Source organism: Streptomonospora salina (assembly GCF_014204715.1).
Lineage (GTDB): Bacteria > Actinomycetota > Actinomycetes > Streptosporangiales > Streptosporangiaceae > Streptomonospora > Streptomonospora salina.
Map to the genome: position 1 here is coordinate 2,182,219 of NZ_JACHLY010000001.1, position 16,886 is coordinate 2,199,104.

Here is a 16,886-nt window from a genome sequence, read left to right on the forward strand (position 1 = left end):
TTTTCATGATCCGATCGCCTGACGCGGAAAACGTCCTCGACGTCGTGAGCGAGCAGTCCCGACGCGTGTTGGAGACCTATCGCGTCGACCCCGGACTCATTCGCGAGCACGTGAACAACGAGCGTCGAATCGAACAGGGCGGATACGGGGATCGCCAGATCTTCGAACTCGTCCAGAACGGCGCCGACGAGTTGCACGGCAGCCACGACGGCAAAGTCGCGGTGGTCCTCACATCGACGCATCTGTACTGCGCCAACGAGGGCGACCCGATGTCGGCCGAAGGCGCGGAGACCATCCTGCGCATGAGCGTGTCCCGGAAGCGGGGCGGCCAGATCGGCCGGTTCGGGGTCGGCGTGAAGTCGGTGCTGACGGTCTCCGACACCCCGCAGTTCTTCAGCCGGATCGACGGGGTGGAGTTCGGCTTCGGGTTCGACCGCGAGTGGTCGGCCGCCGAGATCCGGACGGTCTCCCCGGGGGCCGAGGAGACGCCGGTGTTGCGCATGGCCACCCCGCTGGACCCCGCGCAGGAGCGGCGGGACGATCCCGTGTTGGACGAGCTGGCCGCGTGGGCGACCACGGTGGTCAGGATCCCGCTCAAGCCCGGCAGCCACAAACGCCTCGGCAAAGACCTGGCGGACTTCCCGGTGGAGTTCCCGCTGTTCTCGCCGCACGTGGGCGCGGTCGTCCTCGACGACCGTCGGGGAGCACGCCCCGTGCGGCGCCGGATCCATCAACGTGTCTTCGGGGACTTCCACACGCTGACGGAAGACCGCCCGGGCGGCGACAGCGTCCAGCACGAGTGGCGGGTCTTCACGCGTAAACACGCGCCTTCCGACAAGGCCCTTCGATCCGCGGGCGAGCTCCACGACCGGCCCGAGGTCGACGTCTCCTGGGCGGTACCGGCGGGCAGGCGTGAACGCGGGGACTTCTGGGCCTACTTCCCGACCAAGTTCAAGACCACGCTGCGCGGCATTCTGAACGCACCGTGGAAGACGTCTGAGGACCGGCAGGCGATCTTCGACGGCAACGCGTTCAACGACGAGCTTCTCGACGTCGCGGCCTCGCTCGTCGTCGACTCGCTGCCGCTGATCGCCGGCCCCGACGACCCGGCCCGATTCCTGGACTACCTGCCCGGCCGTGGGAGAGAGGCTCCGCAATTCGCCGACGGCGGGTTGACGGAGGCCATCTGGCGCATCGCTGCGGAACGCCCGTCGCTGCCCAACCAGAAGGGCGCGTTCCGCTCCCCGGACGAGCTGAGCATGCACCCGGCCGGGCTCGACGACACCTGCCTGAAGATGTGGCAAGGCTACGAGGGCCGACCGGTGGACTGGGTCCACCACTCCACGGAGCGGCGGGAACGACGCGCCCGCGTCGGCTACATCTTCGACCGGGCGGGCAAGACGGATACGTCCGTCGAACACTGGTTGAACGCGCTCGTCGCGGACCGCACCCCCACGGCCTCGGCCACCGCCGTCCGTATTCTCGGCGAGATCGTGCGCCGGTTTCCCGATCTGAGGGAGGACGCCCTGAAGGCGAAGGTCGTTCTGACCGAGTCCGGCGAGCTCGTCCGGGCGGAACGGGGTCACGTGTTCCGACGCAGCTCCGACGACGACCTGCAAGACGACCTCGCCTATGTCGACGGACGCGTACTCGACCACATGGGTGTCACCACCGCCCTCGACGATCTCGGCGTGCGCGAAGCCGACGCGACCGGCCGCTTCGCCGCCGTGGTGGACCGCGGGTTCGGAGGCTACTCCGACGACGCGTGGACCGCGTTCTGGGAGCTGTCGCGCCGCGTGACCGGCGACCGCGTTCTCAGCGCTCTCCGGGAGGGCCCCGACGGTTCCGTCGAGGAACTGCGGGTGCGCACGGTCGACGGGGAGTTCCGTCCCCTCCGCGAGTGCCTGGCTCCCGGACCCGTGGTTCCCGACGACGGCTCCAGAGACGCCGACATCGCCGTGGACATGCGGTTCCACGGCCCCGACCGCACGTTGCTGACCCGGCTCGGGCTCATCGACCGGCCCGCCCCGGAGCACGACCCCACTGAGGCGCCCTGGTTCGAAGAGTACGCCGAACGGGCCCGGGAAACGTACGTGAAGCAGCTCGACCCCAAAGCCAGCCGCCCCCGTGCGATGCACGTCGAGGGACCTTCCCCGGCGGGCCCGCTCGACCTGTTGACGCGGTTGTCGCCCGAGGGCTGCGCGGCCTACGTGCGCCATCTCCCGGTCAACGGCCTCGTATCCCACTGGACCGTACAGGGCGGGCGCCAGTCGAGTACCCCCGTCTCCATCCGCCCGCCTCTCGTGTGGATGGTGCGCCGACACGCGGTACTCCCGACCTCCGCCGGACTCGCGCGCCCTTCCCGATGCGTCGGACCGGCCCTGTCCGACTACCGGGACGTGTTCCCGGTGGCCGACATCTCGCCGATCATTGCCGACCACCTGGGCCTTCCGGCGACGCTGGAGAAGGTTCCGGCGCCGGTGTGGAAGGAGGCGTGCACCAAGGCCGCCGCAAGCGAGGACGACCGCTTCCCCGGCCGTGTCTACTCGCTGCTGCTCCAGGCGGACACCGAATGGCCGGAAGGAGTCGGCACACGGTGCCGTGTCGGCGACACCCGGTCGTGTGAGTTCCCGGATTCCGAGATCGCGGTCACCCACGTGCGCTCGGAGTACGACTCCCTCGTCCGCGAAGGCCTGCCCGCGTTGTGGGCCCCGGACGGGGAGACCGCCGCCTGGCTTCGCCAAGACTGGGGCATGCTCGATCCGGCGGACGTGATCCAGAAGGAGGTCCGCTTCGAAGCCGATTCCGAGCCGGTCCTGCTCCGCGACGAGTTCCCGAACCTACACACCCACGCGCGGGCCGTCGAAAACCGGTATCTGGTGCGGTGCAACCTCCTGGAGGAGGTGGTGCGCACTCCCCAGGGCGCACGGACCATCCCGTTGGAGCGTGCCCTGCACGAGAACACCGTGCTCGTGCTCGCCCCCGGGAACGACCTCGAAACCCTCGTCGCCGTCGACGCGGTACTCAGGCTCGGGCTCGGGCGCCCGCGGTGCGAACGCATCCTGCAGATGCGCGAGAAGCAGCGCGAAGACGAGCTCGTCAAGAGGATCCGCGCCGCCACCACCGACGAGGAGAAGTTCCTGGTCGCCATCGGCGAGGAGCGCCTGCGCGCCGGCCTCCCGGAAGGGCTCGTCGAAGCCGAATCGTCCCGCACCGGCAAAACCCCCGAAGGCCCCGAACTCGCCCGACTCGCCCTCCACGCCTACGGCGACGGCGTGCTTCGGGAATACAACAAGGACGTCGCCGCCCGGATCAAAGAGGCGCCCAGCACGTTCTCCGGGAGCGCGACCAGCCGGCGGTTCGTCAGCGAGCTGGGACTCCCGGAGAGCTACGCCGGCCACAAGGCCGAGACTCCGCCCGAGACGGAGAAGGTCGACGGGCCGACCGACTTCCCGCAGCTGCACGGATACCAGGAGAAGCTCGTCGCCAACATGCTCATGTTCCTGAAACGCCAGGAGCCGGGACGGGCGATGCTGCGCCTGCCGACGGGCGCGGGCAAGACCCGGGTCGCGGTCGAGGCCGTCATCCGGATGGTGCGGGAGCGGGGCATCGACGCCCCCATCCTCTGGATCGCCCAGACCGAGGAACTCTGCGAGCAGGCCGTGCAGAGCTGGAAGTTCGTGTGGTCGGCGGTGGGTCCGCGGCAGAGTCTGACCGTGAGCCGCTTCTGGGGAGGCAACGACGCCGCCCCCGTCGACGGTTTCCCCCACCTTGTCGTGGCGACCGACGCGAAGCTCGACAGCCGGCTGAGCCAGGACGACTACGCCTGGCTGCGCGAGGCCGCGCTGGTGATCGTGGACGAAGGCCACGCCGCCCTGTCCGAACGCCCCACCGCCGTCCTCCGACAGCTCGGCCTGGACCAGAACCGCAACAGGACCGACCGACCGCTGGTGGGACTCACCGCGACGCCGTTCCGCAGCGACGAGGAGGAGACCCGACGGCTCGTCAACCGGTTCGGCGGTGTCCGGCTGGACGAGGGAGTGTTCGACGACCAGGATCCGCTGGTCGCCCTCCAGGAGATCGGTGTCCTCGCCCGGGTCGAACATCGGGAGCTGAAGGGGTCGACGCTGACCCTCGACGAGGAGGAGCGCAAGAAGGCGGACCGGTGGCTGCCCAGCTCGGCCGAGCAACGACTCGGCATGTTCGACGAGCGCAACCGCATGCTGATCGACGAGATCAAGGTCCTCCCCCGAGAATGGCCGGTGCTGCTGTTCGCCACCTCGGTGAACCACGCCAAGGTGATCGCGGCGATGCTGAACGCCGAGAAGATCCCGTCGGCCTCGATCGACGGGTTCACACCCACCGCGGAACGGCGGAAGAGCATCGAGGACTACCGGTCCGGAAAGATCCGGGTGCTCACCAACTACGGGGTGTTGGCGCAGGGCTTCGACGCACCGGCCACACGCGCCGTCGTGATCGCCCGTCCGACCTACAGCCCGGCGGTCTATCAGCAGATGATCGGCCGCGGCCTCCGCGGCCCGGCCAACGGCGGCGCGGAAACATGCCGAATCCTCGACGTCCACGACAACGTCGAGAACTTCAACCGGTCGTTGGCGTTCACCGGATTCGAGCACCTGTGGGGGATGCGATGACGGCACCTGCCCACGACGCGCCGGCGCTCACCGACGAACAGAACGCCGTGGTGGAGCAACCGGTCGACGCCCTGACGCTGGTGACCGCGGCGGCCGGATCCGGCAAGACCCACACCCTGATCCGTCGACTCGGACGGCTCGTGGAACGCGGCGACGTCGCTCCCCGCGACGTCCTGGCCCTCAGCTTCTCCCGGGCGAGCGTCCGCGAGCTGCGTCGACGCCTGACCGGCTACGGCGACGCCGGCCATGTGCGTGCGCAGACTTTCGACTCGTGGGCCCTCGACCTGTTGATGCAGGTGAAGGCCGACCAGGACTGGCGATCGGCGTCCTTCGACGAGCGGATCCGCGAAGCCGCGAAGGCGCTGGACGACGGGCTGGCCGACGATCTCTACGAGGACCTGCGCCACGTCGTCGTCGACGAGGTGCAGGACCTGATGGGCGAACGCAGAGAGCTGGTCCGGACCCTGCTCGAACGCTTCGACTGCGGGTTCACCGTGGTCGGCGATCCCGCTCAGGCCATCTACGGATTCCAACTGGAGGACACCGCCCGACGGGCCGGCGAGACCAACCGGTTCTTCGACCGGCTCCGATCCACCTTCGCCGAGGAACTCGTCGAGCTGCACCTCACCCGGAATTTCCGAGCCGCCACCGACGAGGCACGGCTCGCTCTCCCCCACGGGCCGGCGCTGCGCACCGGAGCGGAGCAAGGGGGAGGCGGCGACGACCTCTACGAGACGCTCCGCAGTGAGCTGCGGAGCGCCCTGCCGGTCGGGAAACTCGAAGACGACCACGTCGTGGACCACGTGGCCGACCCGGACGGCACCGCCGCGGTGCTGTGCCGCACGAACGGCCAGGCGCTGCTGGTCTCGTCGCGTCTGCATTCCGCCGGTGTCGCTCACCGCCTCCAGCGCGGCGCCCAGGACCGGGCGGCCCCGGCCTGGCTGGCCCGGTTCTTCGCGCCCGAATCCGGACCGACGCTCACCCGGGAGTCGTTCGACGCGGTGCTCGCCGAACACGCCGACGCGGCCGTCGACCCGGACACGGCGTGGCGCGCGCTGGCGTCGACGGCGGCCGGACGGACCGGGCGCACCGTCGACCTCCGGCGACTGCGGGACGCCGTGTCGAACGGTCTCCTGCCCGACGAACTCGCCGCCGCCCCGCCGGCCGCCGTGGTGGTCTCGTCCTTCCACCGGGCCAAGGGCCTGGAGTTCGACCGGGTCGTCGTGGCCGACCCGGGGCCGCTGCGCGAGGCCCCCGAGATCGACGCCGCCGAGGAGGCGCGCGTGCTGTACGTGGCCATGACGCGCTCACGCACGGAGCTGCTGCGGATGGACCCGGTCGATTCCCGCAGGGTCGGTCTCCACCAGGGGACACGACGGTGGCAGCGCTACGGTTTCAAGAACTGGCAACGGTTCGGGATGGAGTCGACCGCAGACGACGTACACGCCGACGACCCGGCGGGAACGGCGGAGTTCACCGACGATCCCCACGGACTCCAGCGATACCTCTCCACCGAGGTGTCGGCGGGCGACCCGATCGTACTCGACCGCGTCTGCGACGAATCCCTGGAAGACCGGGAGAGCCCGCCGTATCTGGTCCGGCACGCGGGCCGACCGATCGGCATCGTCTCCGAACGGTTCCGCCGCGACCTGTACCGCGTGCTCAACGTGAACCGGGGATTCGTGCCCCGGAACTTCCCCTACGAGATCACGGACGTACGCGTCGACACGGTCGAGACGGTCACCGGTAGCCCGGCTGCGGGCAAGATCGCCGGACTGGGCGACCACGGCGTGTGGACGGCCCCGCGCCTGACGGGGCTGGGGCGTTTCCACTTCCGACGCGAGGAGGCCGACGAATGACCGGAACGAACGAGCTGGAGGCGCACTACGCCTTCCGCGACGATCTCGCACGACGGCTGGAAGCCGATCTCCTCGGCCCGGTCGGGGACCCGCACGAGACCCTCGACGAGGAGCCCGCCACCGCCTACATCACCGGCGTGCTCTACCCCGAAAGACGCGACGGCGAGGCCGAGCGCACCCATCGCGAAGAGCAGGAGGAACCCCCCGCGTCGGCGCAGATGACCGTCGACGAAGCCCACGACAGCGGCGTCGCCATGGCGAACCGCCAGCGCCCGTCGGCGATGGGCCTCACGTTCGCCGTCGATCCGAGCCGGGCCCGGCGGGTCACGGTGACGGTCTCGGCGGCCGTCTACGAGCCGATCGACGAGAACGACCGGCCGGTCGCGGCGCGGCGTGCGGAACGCCGCGGGCTCGACGAACGGCACACCACGCGGTGGCGTCGCCGACCCCTGACGTTCGATCCCGTCGAGGTCGACGTCGACCGCCCCCACAGTCACGACGAGCCGATCGACGGGGAACGCGGGATCCGGCTGCGCCTGACCGTGCGGGAGCCGGACGGCAACGGCGACGTCTCGGTGACGGCCACCCTCGTCAACGCCGCCGAGGCCCACGACGAAGAACTGCTCGACGCCCGCTGCCTCTTCCAGCCTCAGCTGCGCGTCGACGCTCCCGAGGAGTCCGAGGCGCTGGTCGACCGTCGCCGCCCCGAAGGAGCGGAGGAACGCGAACGCCTCGTCAACGACCTGCTGCACCGGCACGCTCCCACGTTCGCCACCGGCCACGGGTGCTCGGTCACGTGGAACTGGACCCCTCCGCCCGCGCGCGGGGTCCACGGCCACCGCCGTGCGGCCACCGACGCGGTCTGGACGACGTTCGTGCCCACCTCCGAGGTCCTTCAGGCCCGATCCAACCCGGACGTCGCCGAACCGAGGATGATGTGGCTGGCCGAAGCCCCCGACGATCAGGTCCTGGATCGCCTGCAACAGATCGTCGACGCCTACCGCGAATGGATCGCCGACCGCTCGGCCGAAGCCGACTCCCTGTCCGACACCGCGTTCGGGACGGTCGCCCGCGAGCAGCTCGACGCCTGTTCCGCGGCCTACGGCCGAATGAGCGAGGGAATCGCGACCCTGCGCGACGATCCCGTCGTGTTCGAGGCGTTCCGGATGGCCAACGAGGCCATGGCCCACCAACGCGCCCGCACGGCGTGGAGAAACGACGGCGCGCAGGGCGAACCGTCGCTCCGGCAGGGACGCTGGCGGCCGTTCCAGATCGGCTACATCCTGCTGTGTCTGAACGGGATCGCCGACCGCGGTCACGCCGACCGCGCGGTCGCCGACCTGCTGTGGTTCCCGACCGGCGGCGGCAAGACGGAAGCGTACCTGGGGCTGATCGCCCTGACGACGTTCCTGCGCCGGCTGCGTTCCCCGGACGACGGCGGCGGCGTCACGGTTCTGATGCGTTACACGCTGCGGTTGCTGACGCTTCAGCAGTTCGAGCGTGCGTCCACGCTCATCTGCTCCATGGAGCGCATACGCCGACTGCGCCGGTCGGAGTTGGGTGAGGAACCGGTTTCGATCGGGATGTGGGTCGGCAAGGCGGCCACCCCGAACAAGGTCGAGAACGCGGAGAAGAGCCTGCGGAAGCTGCGCAAAGAGGGCAAGATCCAGACGGAGAACCCGGTACAGCTCACCTCGTGCCCGTGGTGCGCCACGCCGATGGACGCCGGGGACTACGAAGCCGACCGCGAAACGAAACGGATGCGGATCCGGTGCCGCAGCAGCGAGTGCGACTTCGCCGATGGGCTGCCCGTGCACGTCGTCGACGAGGAGATCTACCGGGTGCGGCCCACCCTCGTCATCGCCACCGCCGACAAGTTCGCCCAGATCGCCTGGCGGGAGAACGTGTTCGCACTGTTCAACCGCGCCGGCGGCGAACACGCGCAGGCGCCGCCGCCGGAGCTCGTCATCCAGGACGAGCTGCATCTGATCTCGGGGCCGCTCGGAACACTGGCCGGCCTGTATGAGACCGCCGTCGACATCGCCGCGGAACGTCCCAAGGTGATCGCCTCCACCGCGACCATCCGCCGAGCTCAGGAGCAGGGAAAGCTCCTGTTCGACCGCCGTGTCGAGCAGTTCCCGCCGTCCGGCCTCGACGCCCGTGATTCCTGGTTCGCGGTCGAAGCGCCGCGCGAGGCCAAGGGGGCGCGCCGCTATGTCGGGGCGTTGGCGCCCGGCGCCAGCCAGGCGACGCTGCTGATCCGCACCTACGCGGCGCTGCTGCACAACGCGTACCGGGCGGAGGCCGATCCCGCGGTCCGCGACGCCTACTGGACGCTCATGGGCTACTTCAACAGCCTGCGTCTGCTTTCGGCGGCGGAATTGCAGGTCTACGCCGACGTCGACGAACGCCTGGAGCAATTGGCGAGCCGCGACGGGTCCCGACGACGCCGTGTGGACGAGTTGCGGGAGCTCACCAGCCGCGTCGACTCCAGCGACATCCCGGACCATCTCGGCGATCTCTTCCGTGCGCTGGACTCCGGCACCGCCGTCGACGTCGTGCTCGCCACGAACATGATCTCGGTGGGCATGGACGTGGACCGGTTGGGGCTCATGGCCGTGATGGGCCAGCCGCAGACCACCGCGGAGTACATCCAGACGACGAGCCGCGTCGGCCGGCGCGACCCCGGCCTGGTGGTGACGATGCTCAACGCGGCCCGTTCCCGCGATCGCTCCCACTACGAGGACTTCGTGTCCTACCACTCGGCTCTGTACCGGCAGGTGGAGTCGACCAGCGTCACCCCGTTCTCGCCTCGGGCCCGCGACCGTGCGCTGCACGCAGTTCTGGTGGGGCTGGCCCGCCTCACGCTGCCGACGGCACGTCCCGACGACGGGGCCAACAAGGTCGAACGGTTCGTCGAGGATCTGAACGGACTCAAAGAGCGGATCCTGCGCCGTGTGGCGTCGATCGCCCCCGAAGAACACGCCGAGACGCGCGAGGAGCTCGACACGTTCATCGACGGCTGGCGCGACCTGGCCCAGACCAATCCCGGGCTGCGCTACGAAGCTCGGCGCAAATCCCGGCCGGGCGATGTCCGTTCCCCCGACGAGGCTCTGCTCAGCAACTACGGCTACGACGAGGACCTGCGGGAGTCGGCGCCGACGATGATGAGCCTCCGCGACGTCGACGTCGACTCCGACCTCTACCTGGAGACCTGAAATGGCCTTGCGCTCCGACAAGAACACCGGCGGCGAGAAGACGCCGACCTTCCAGCGGCTCGGCGCGGTCCGACGGACGCAACTGATCACCACCTATGGCGTCGGGGCGATGATCGCCCTCGGTGATCAGTCCTACCTCGTCAGCGGTTTGGACGGTTGGAGAGTCGGCCGAGATCCGGATATACACGAGTTCCGGCTGCAGACCCGGTTGGGGATGCGGAAGGGCTTCTATCTGCCTCCGGCCGCCGATCCGCCGGCCGGCGACGGCGTTCGGATCCGCCGGTTCCCCGACATGTACACGTGCCCGGGGAAAGACGCGCGACCGGACACGGGGTGCGACGAGAACCTGCGTCGCTACGGCGCGTTCAACCCGAAACCCGGCTCGACGGCGTGCGCGTCCTGCGACGAACCGTTGACACCGTCGCGGTTCATCGTCGCCTGCGAGCGCGGGCACCTCGACGACTTCCCCTATGAAGCGTGGGTCCACGGCAGACCGTTGCGCGCGAACGAGAGATCCGGACATCGGCTCTCGTACCGCTCCACCGGCCGCACCGCGGCCCTGCGGTCGATCGTCGTGGGGTGCTCGTGCGGGGAGGAGGCGTCGATGGAAGGCGCCTTCGGACGCGGTTCCCTGGCCAGCGTCAACTTCCGCTGTTTCGGCAAGCGTCCGTGGCTGCCCCGCGGATCCGACGAGGAGTGCGGTCTGACGCCCCGCACGATGCAGCGAGGCTCGTCGGCGGCCTGGTTCCCCGTCGTCCGGTCGGCCCTGTCCATCCCGCCGTTCTCCGAGGAGCTCTACGAGGAGCTGCTCGTCCCCGGTCGCTACGACCAGTGGAAAGGCGAGGACGACGGGCTCATCAGGCGCCTCGCGGAGAAAGCCGGTCTGGTCCCCGGCCGGTTCGAGGCGGACGACGTCGTGGAGGCCGTTCGCCACTACGAGGCCTACGAGGCGGGTGAACGCCCCGACCCGTCCGTGCTCACCGGTTTCGAACCGTCCGACGTCCTTCGGGAGGAAGAATACAGACAGCTCGACCGCGAATCGGACACGCAGCACTTCCAGACGAAGCGTCCCCACGAGCTGCCGGACGCCCCCGCTCCCCCCGGCATCGCGGGCACGATGCTCGTCACCCGCCTCCGCGAGGTCCGGGCGCTGCAGACGTTCACGCGGGTGGACCCGCCCATGGAGGGCGACTCCGAAGACCGGCTCGCCGCCCTGAGCCGTGACGACGTCGGATGGTTGCCCGCCGTCGAAGTCGTCGGCGAAGGCGTCTTCCTGCGCCTGTCCGCGGACCGGATCGCGGAATGGACTGCGCCCGCCCCCGGGCTCACGGCGGGGCCGGAGGAACGTGCGGCGTCGATCCGGCGACACCACCAGGAGCTGCTGAACCAGCGTGCCCACCGTTCGAAGCGCCAGTCCCCGTCGTCGCAGGTCGACGCGCGTTTGCTGCTGGTGCACACGCTTGCGCACGCGCTGATCAACGAGTGGAGCCTGGACGCCGGCTACCCGGCGTCGGCCCTGCGGGAGCGCCTCTACGTGTCCGAGGACATGGCCGGTGTGCTGATCTATACCGCCAGCAGCGACTCCGCCGGAAGCTTGGGCGGCCTGGTGAGCCAGGGCGAGCCGCGGCGCCTGCGACGTTCGCTCGCGTCGGCGCTGCGCCGGATCTCGTGGTGCTCGGCCGACCCGCTGTGCATGGAGTCGGAGGCGTCGGGCGTCGACAGCCTCAATCTCGCCGCATGCCACGCGTGCATGCTCGTGCCCGAAACGAGCTGCGAGCTGAACAACGACTTCCTGGACCGGGCCATGCTGATCGGCACGCCGGACAAGACGACGCAGGGGTTCTTCGAAGAATTCATGTCCGCCCTCTGAGCGCGGACTGCGGTCCTCGCCGGCGGGACCCGGCCACGGGCCCCGCCGGGAACGTCGGTACCGGCTTTCACCGCTCCAACGCCCGGGCGATGCTCTCGCCCATAATCGTGGCCAACGGAGGCGGAAACGCGTGGCCGATCTGTCGGTACCGCGCCGTTTTGCGGCCGGTGATCGTCCAGTCGTCGGGGATCCCCTGAAGGACGGCCGCCTGGTCGGCGGTCAGTTTCGGCAGTCCCGCGCGGTCCTTCGTGCCCTCTCCGGCCCGAAGCTCGAAGTCGGGTCCCGGGACGTCGTCGGCGATACTGTCGCCGTTGACGCCGAGCCGGGCCCAGGCGGCCTTCGACCGGCTCGGGCCCAGGTCCGCGCCGCCGCGGTCACGTGAACCGCCGACGATCGTGGGGGCGATACCGTCGGCGATCCGGCGCCATTCGGCGGCGTAGGGCCAACCTCGGCTCGCCATGGACGACCACAGGACCTCGCCCACGGTTCGGGCGCCGGGCGCCGGTTCGGGCCAGCGGAAGCGGCTCATGTCGTCGGGACGCATCGCCACCAGCACGCTGTAGGGCCGGCGTTGGTGAACCCCGAACTCCCGCGCGTCCAGGATTCGCCAGTCGTAGGCGTAGCCGAGGTGTTCCAGCTCTTCCCGCACGAATTTCCGTGCGTCCTCGAACGTGGACTCCGTCAGGAGCCTGGGGACGTTCTGGAGCATGAGCGCGCGCGGCTGGACCTCACCGGCCAGCCAGATCGACTGCCGAAGCAGGTCCCGGGAGTCGCCGGCCCCCTTTCCGCGTCCCGCCTGCGAGTACGGGACGCTGGGCAGCCCTCCCGCAAGGAGGTCGACATCCAGAATCTGCGGGTGTTCCGCGCCCACCAGATCGGCCACGTCCATCTGTCGGACGTCCCAGTTCGGACGGTTGGCGCGCAAGGTCGCGCACGCGTGCGGGTCGTCGTCGACGAGCATGACCGGTTCGAACCCGGCCCGCTCCAGTCCGCACGCCTGTCCACCCGCTCCCGCGCATATCTCCAGACTGCGGAGACTCACCACGTCGCTCCCGGCATCCGTCCGGTCGTCGCCTGCGTGCCGTCGTGGGAAGGGGGGTCCGCAATCATGGACTTCAGCATCGTAGCCCGCACGGCGCTACGCAACGGCGCCGCATACGCCGGCACTGCTCGGCCCAGACGCGGCTTCCGGGCATCGGGCTCGGCCCCGTCCCGACCGTCGGGTATCACGGCGCCAGCGGCCACCCGTGCGGGACGAACGTCTCACCCCACAGTCACGCCTCGATACCGGCCGCGGGGTAAGGGATCGTTCCCGAAGGAAGCCGCCTGGCGTCGGTCCAGACCAGTTTTCCGTACTTGTGGGGCTCCGCGTTTACGGGCTCGCCCCACCACTCCTCGGTGAGGAAGAACAGTCCGAGGCGCGCCAGGTCGGCGTCTTGGCGGTGGTGGATCGTGGCGAGGAGGCGCAGCAGGTCGGGGTCGACGCCGACCCCGACCTCCTCGCGGGCTTCGCGAGCCGCCGCGTGGTGGGCGGGTTCGCCCTCGTCCAGATGCCCGGACGGCAGGTGCAGTATGCCGTCGCAGTAGCCCCCGTGCCTTGGCGCTCCAGCAGGAGGATCTCCCGGCCACGGAGCAGGATCACGTGAACGTCGACGATGCTGCGGTAGCGCTCGGGCATGCGGTCCCCTCGGTCAACGGACGTCCGCCCCTCAGGTCGCAGGCGGCTCGCGGGAGATGTAGGCGCCGTCGCCGGCCCGGTCGAACCGCGACCGCACCCACGACGACGACAGCAGCGACGGCCGACAGGCGCGAGTCGGGGGTTCCTCCAGCTCCTGGACGAACGCCTCCACATCCGGGTGGACGACCGTAGGCGCGTGGCCGGCCTCAGGGTCCCGGGCGGTGGCGATCCACAGGTTCTCGGTGCGCCGGATGTTCCACCGGGCGCCGTAGCGGGCCTTCAGCATGGCCAGCAGAGCCGCATCGCCATCCGGCGCATCCACCCCGATCACCTCTCCCCCGCCATCTGTGCAGGCGTGTGCGCCAGATCCGGTCGGGCGGCGATCAGCTCGCGCAGCGGGCCGGTGAGGGTCTCGCGGAGGTCGTCGAGCCCGTCATCGAAGCCGACGGGGCGATGCTGCGCCGCCCGGTGCGCAGGGCGCGCGGTGCGCTGCCACGCGAACAGCAGTACCGCGTCGGTATCGGCGAACTCGTGGAGACCGTCGTCGTCCATCACGTAGAACCGGCGCGAGGTCTCACCGAACCAGATCACGAAGTCGGGGTGGCGGATCTGCATCAGTGAGGCCGCCGCGTGCGCGTGCGCGCACTCGGGACCGCGCCCCCACCGCCTCGCGGGCCGCATGGGTGGACGGCTACTCTGCCTCATGTCATCAGCTCCTACTCAGCTGGTGGCCGCGCCCCCGGACGCCTTGCCCGCGTCGCGGGGGTCTGTACTGCCTCACAGCTTTCCTCGAATCAGCATCGCGCAAAAGTGTTGCCCCGTTTCTTACTCGTAGAAGACAACGGGCAACACGCCACTACGAGAAACCGAACGTCAGGGCGCACTATGCCGCGGGCTACCTCTCTCGCTTCATTTCGGATAAATCGACCTTCGATCGATGTGGCGATACGCTGATGACGCATTAAGCGCAGAAGCGGAATCGGTGACCTGGACTCGGCGATGAGTTGCGACCATGAGCAAATCGAAGGCGAAACGACCGGCTATGCCCAACAGCCGAGTCGCGCTTACGCGGCGCGCGCCTCCTCCAGTGCGTCCCGGTACTCTCGTGACCATTCCGCGCACCGCTGTTCGAGCGGCAGACCGTCCAGTCCGGCCCGAAGGTTCGCCGCCGCCTCCGCATGCTCGTCCAACGCGAGATGAACCAGGCCCATCCCCATCCGCGAGAACGTGGGAGACAGCCAATAGGCGGTGCCCGGTGCCTCCGTGTCCGCGGCCGCGTCGGCGAGATCGGACGCTTCGCCCAACAACCGCCGGGCTGTGTCGCGTTCCCCGAGGAGCGCGTACCCGTGTGCCGCTTGAACCGCATCCCCGACACGTTGCAGCGGGGCCGCTCCCGGTGTGTAGTACGCCGCGGAGAACCAGCGCACGATCGCCCGCGGGCGCCCTTGTCGACGCGCGAGATACCCCTTGAAATTCGCCGCTTGCGCCGCGAGTTCCCCACTGCCGACGTCGTCGGCCCGGTCTTGCGCCTCCGTAAGCCAGCGAACCGCATCGGCGTCGTTACGCGCTTCGGCGTGCAACCACCCCACGAACTGGACCCACTCCGCGGCGACTTCGCGAAGCGCGTCCGCATGCGGCCCCCGCGCGTCGCGCGCCAACCGCTCCACGGTCTCCCACTGCGCCGACGTACCCGACAGCATCGCGGTCGCGGGCAACGTGTCGTCGAGCCGCCGCTGTGCCGCGAGCACGTCCGCCAACGCGTGCACTGTGCCGAGGTCCACGCGTGCCGGCTCCGCGACGCTGCGCGCAATCCGGCCCCGGTCATCCTCGTTCAGGGTCGCCGCCAGATCGGCCAGGGCGCCCTCGGCGCCGACGAGCCCGTCCAGAGCTTCCGCGAGATGCGGAGTGGGGGGCCGCTTTCCGGAAAGCACGCGGGAGAGATGGCCGGGGTCGATGTGCATCGTCCGGGCGGCCGCCCGCAGCGAAATGTCGCACTCATCCAGATCCGCGCGTGCTCGTTCCGCGAAGTCGGACACTGCAGACCCTTCGAGTAATGCCGAAGCCGTCACCATAAGGATAGGCCGAAGCAATCACTCTCCGCCAGCGAATCAGGCGGCGGCACCATCGGCGCCTTCACCCGCGCCTGAAACCGATCCAACGCGCGGATTTCACGGCGAACAAGCTCCTCAAGTGACGAAAACCTGGCGCTCGATGGCGGTAGCGCCCGGACTTGCGTATATCGCGGCGGTGAGACGCTCGTCATCGGGCTGATCCCGGGATCAGTGGCCGAGGAGTCGCTCTATCTGCGCGACGGCGTCGTCGTCGGCCACCCTGTGCTGCTCGCCGGTGGCCATGTCCCGAACGGTGATCTCTCCGGCGGCCTGCTCGTCGGCGCCGCGGATGACGGCGAACCGGGCCCGCTGGTCGTCGGCCCACTTGAGCTGCTTGGCGAGCTTGCCCGAGGTCCCCAGGTAGGTCCCCACCCGCAGGCCGCGGCCGCGCAGAGCGCGGGCCAGCCGCAATGTCCCGGCCTCACTGTGGCCGAGGGCGGTGAGGGCGACATCGAGACCGCGCCGGTCGTCGGCTGCCGTCTCCTGCGTGGCGAGGATGCGCTCGATGCCCACCGAGCCGCCGACGGCGGGCATGTCGGATCCGCCCAGTGCGGCGACCAGCTGGTCATAGCGGCCTCCGGCGGCGACGGCACCGGGGTAGCCGACAGCCTCGACCTCCCAGATCGCGCCCGTGTAGTAGTCCAGGCCGCGCACCATCCGGGGCGCGAACGCGATGCGCCCCTCTAGTCCACCGGTCAGCTCCAGCATCCGGTCGATCTCGGCCAACCCTTGCTTGCCGCGCGGATTGGTCTCCAGCTTGGCGCGAAGCCGGTCCGGGCTGTCGGCCGCAATATCGGCGACGACGGCCTCGGCGGTCGCCGTAGCGACACCGCGTTCGGCCAGCTCGCCGGCGACCGCCTCCTCCCCGATCTTGTCGAGCTTGTCCAATGTCGCCAGCACACCGTCGCCCAGCTCGAGACCGACGCCGTAGACCTCCAGCAGCCCGCGGAGCGCTTCGCGGCTGTTGACCAGGAAACGGAAGTCCTCAACGCCGAGAGCCTGGAGACCGTCGGCGACGGCGTAGACGACCTCGGCATCGGCCAGCGGCGAGTGGGAGCCGACGGTGTCCACGTCGCACTGGACGAACTCGCGGAACCGGCCGTCCTGAGGCCGATCGGCCCGCCAGACCGGCCCGATGGCGTAGCGCTTGAACGGCGACGGGAGTTTGGAGCCGTGGGTGCCGATCACGCGCGCCAACGGCACCGTGTGGTCGTAGCGCAGCGCCAGGTCGGCCTGCCCACTGGCCTCATGGACGCCGCGCCGCAGGATCTTGAACAGCAGGCTGGAGGCTTCCTCGCCGTATTTGCCGGTGACCACGTCGAGCCGTTCGAAGGCCGGGGTCTCCAGCGGGTCGAACCCGTAGCGCTCGAAGACCTCGGAGACGGCGGTGACGGCCGCCGTGCGGCGGCGCAGTTCGTCGGCGAGGAAGTCGCGGGTGCCGGACGGTGCTTGGGCGGCCTGGCCCATGAATGTGGCCTCCTGCATTGCGCTGCGTGAT

10 protein-coding genes are annotated in these 16,886 nt (G+C 69.7%); 4 read left to right on the top strand and 6 right to left on the bottom strand.

Going from position 1 to position 16,886, the window contains the following annotated elements; genetic code table 11:
- Positions 1–5: 5 nt before the first annotated feature.
- Genes HNR25_RS09855 through drmB form a run of 4 tightly spaced genes read left to right on the top strand, consistent with a single transcriptional unit; the run spans position 6 to position 11,599 of the window.
- The gene (locus HNR25_RS09855; protein ID WP_184634348.1) at positions 6–4,652 is read left to right on the top strand and encodes a DEAD/DEAH box helicase; all 4,647 of its coding nucleotides are present in this window, start codon (positions 6–8) and stop codon (positions 4,650–4,652) included.
- Entirely contained in the window at positions 4,649–6,511 is a 1,863-nt protein-coding gene (locus HNR25_RS09860) for a UvrD-helicase domain-containing protein (protein ID WP_184634349.1), read from the top strand. The genes HNR25_RS09855 and HNR25_RS09860 overlap by 4 nt, the downstream gene beginning before the upstream one ends.
- Positions 6,508–9,729 (top strand): helicase-related protein, encoded by a 3,222-nt coding sequence (locus HNR25_RS09865; RefSeq protein WP_184634350.1) that lies wholly within the window; start codon positions 6,508–6,510, stop codon positions 9,727–9,729. Before HNR25_RS09860 ends, HNR25_RS09865 begins: the two co-directional genes overlap by 4 nt.
- A gap of 1 nt (position 9,730) precedes the next feature.
- Entirely contained in the window at positions 9,731–11,599 is a 1,869-nt protein-coding gene (gene drmB / locus HNR25_RS09870; protein ID WP_184634351.1) for an MrfA Zn-binding domain-containing protein, read from the top strand.
- 67 nt (positions 11,600–11,666) lie between these two features.
- On the opposite strand, the gene HNR25_RS09875 is transcribed toward drmB, so the two are convergent.
- From HNR25_RS09875 to hisS, 6 genes are all read right to left on the bottom strand, one after another.
- Positions 11,667–12,641 carry a DNA cytosine methyltransferase gene (locus HNR25_RS09875; RefSeq protein WP_312862447.1) on the bottom strand — a complete coding sequence of 325 codons (975 nt, stop codon included), beginning with the start codon at positions 12,639–12,641 and terminating at the stop codon, positions 11,667–11,669.
- Positions 12,642–12,873: 232 nt separating this feature from the next.
- Complete coding sequence (locus HNR25_RS09880; RefSeq protein WP_312862724.1) at positions 12,874–13,173, bottom strand: NUDIX domain-containing protein; 300 nt, start codon at positions 13,171–13,173, stop codon at positions 12,874–12,876.
- 135 nt (positions 13,174–13,308) lie between these two features.
- Positions 13,309–13,599 (bottom strand): hypothetical protein, encoded by a 291-nt coding sequence (locus HNR25_RS09885; protein WP_312862448.1) that lies wholly within the window; start codon positions 13,597–13,599, stop codon positions 13,309–13,311.
- A 5-nt stretch (positions 13,600–13,604) separates the two neighbouring features.
- Positions 13,605–13,892 (bottom strand): hypothetical protein, encoded by a 288-nt coding sequence (locus HNR25_RS25855; protein ID WP_246463553.1) that lies wholly within the window; start codon positions 13,890–13,892, stop codon positions 13,605–13,607.
- A gap of 449 nt (positions 13,893–14,341) precedes the next feature.
- Positions 14,342–15,313 (bottom strand): helix-turn-helix domain-containing protein, encoded by a 972-nt coding sequence (locus HNR25_RS09895; protein WP_312862450.1) that lies wholly within the window; start codon positions 15,311–15,313, stop codon positions 14,342–14,344.
- A 243-nt stretch (positions 15,314–15,556) separates the two neighbouring features.
- Entirely contained in the window at positions 15,557–16,873 is a 1,317-nt protein-coding gene (gene hisS, locus HNR25_RS09900) for a histidine--tRNA ligase (RefSeq protein ID WP_246463554.1), read from the bottom strand.
- Positions 16,874–16,886: the final 13 nt, after the last annotated feature.

Coding starts and splice junctions, on each gene's coding strand:
- hisS (WP_246463554.1), bottom strand. CDS start 16,873: ATGCAGGAGGCCACATTCATGGGCCAGGCCGCCCAAGCACCGTCCGGC.
- HNR25_RS09865 (WP_184634350.1), top strand. CDS start 6,508: ATGACCGGAACGAACGAGCTGGAGGCGCACTACGCCTTCCGCGACGAT.
- HNR25_RS09860 (WP_184634349.1), top strand. CDS start 4,649: ATGACGGCACCTGCCCACGACGCGCCGGCGCTCACCGACGAACAGAAC.
- HNR25_RS09855 (WP_184634348.1), top strand. CDS start 6: ATGATCCGATCGCCTGACGCGGAAAACGTCCTCGACGTCGTGAGCGAG.
- HNR25_RS25855 (WP_246463553.1), bottom strand. CDS start 13,892: ATGCAGATCCGCCACCCCGACTTCGTGATCTGGTTCGGTGAGACCTCG.
- drmB (WP_184634351.1), top strand. CDS start 9,731: ATGGCCTTGCGCTCCGACAAGAACACCGGCGGCGAGAAGACGCCGACC.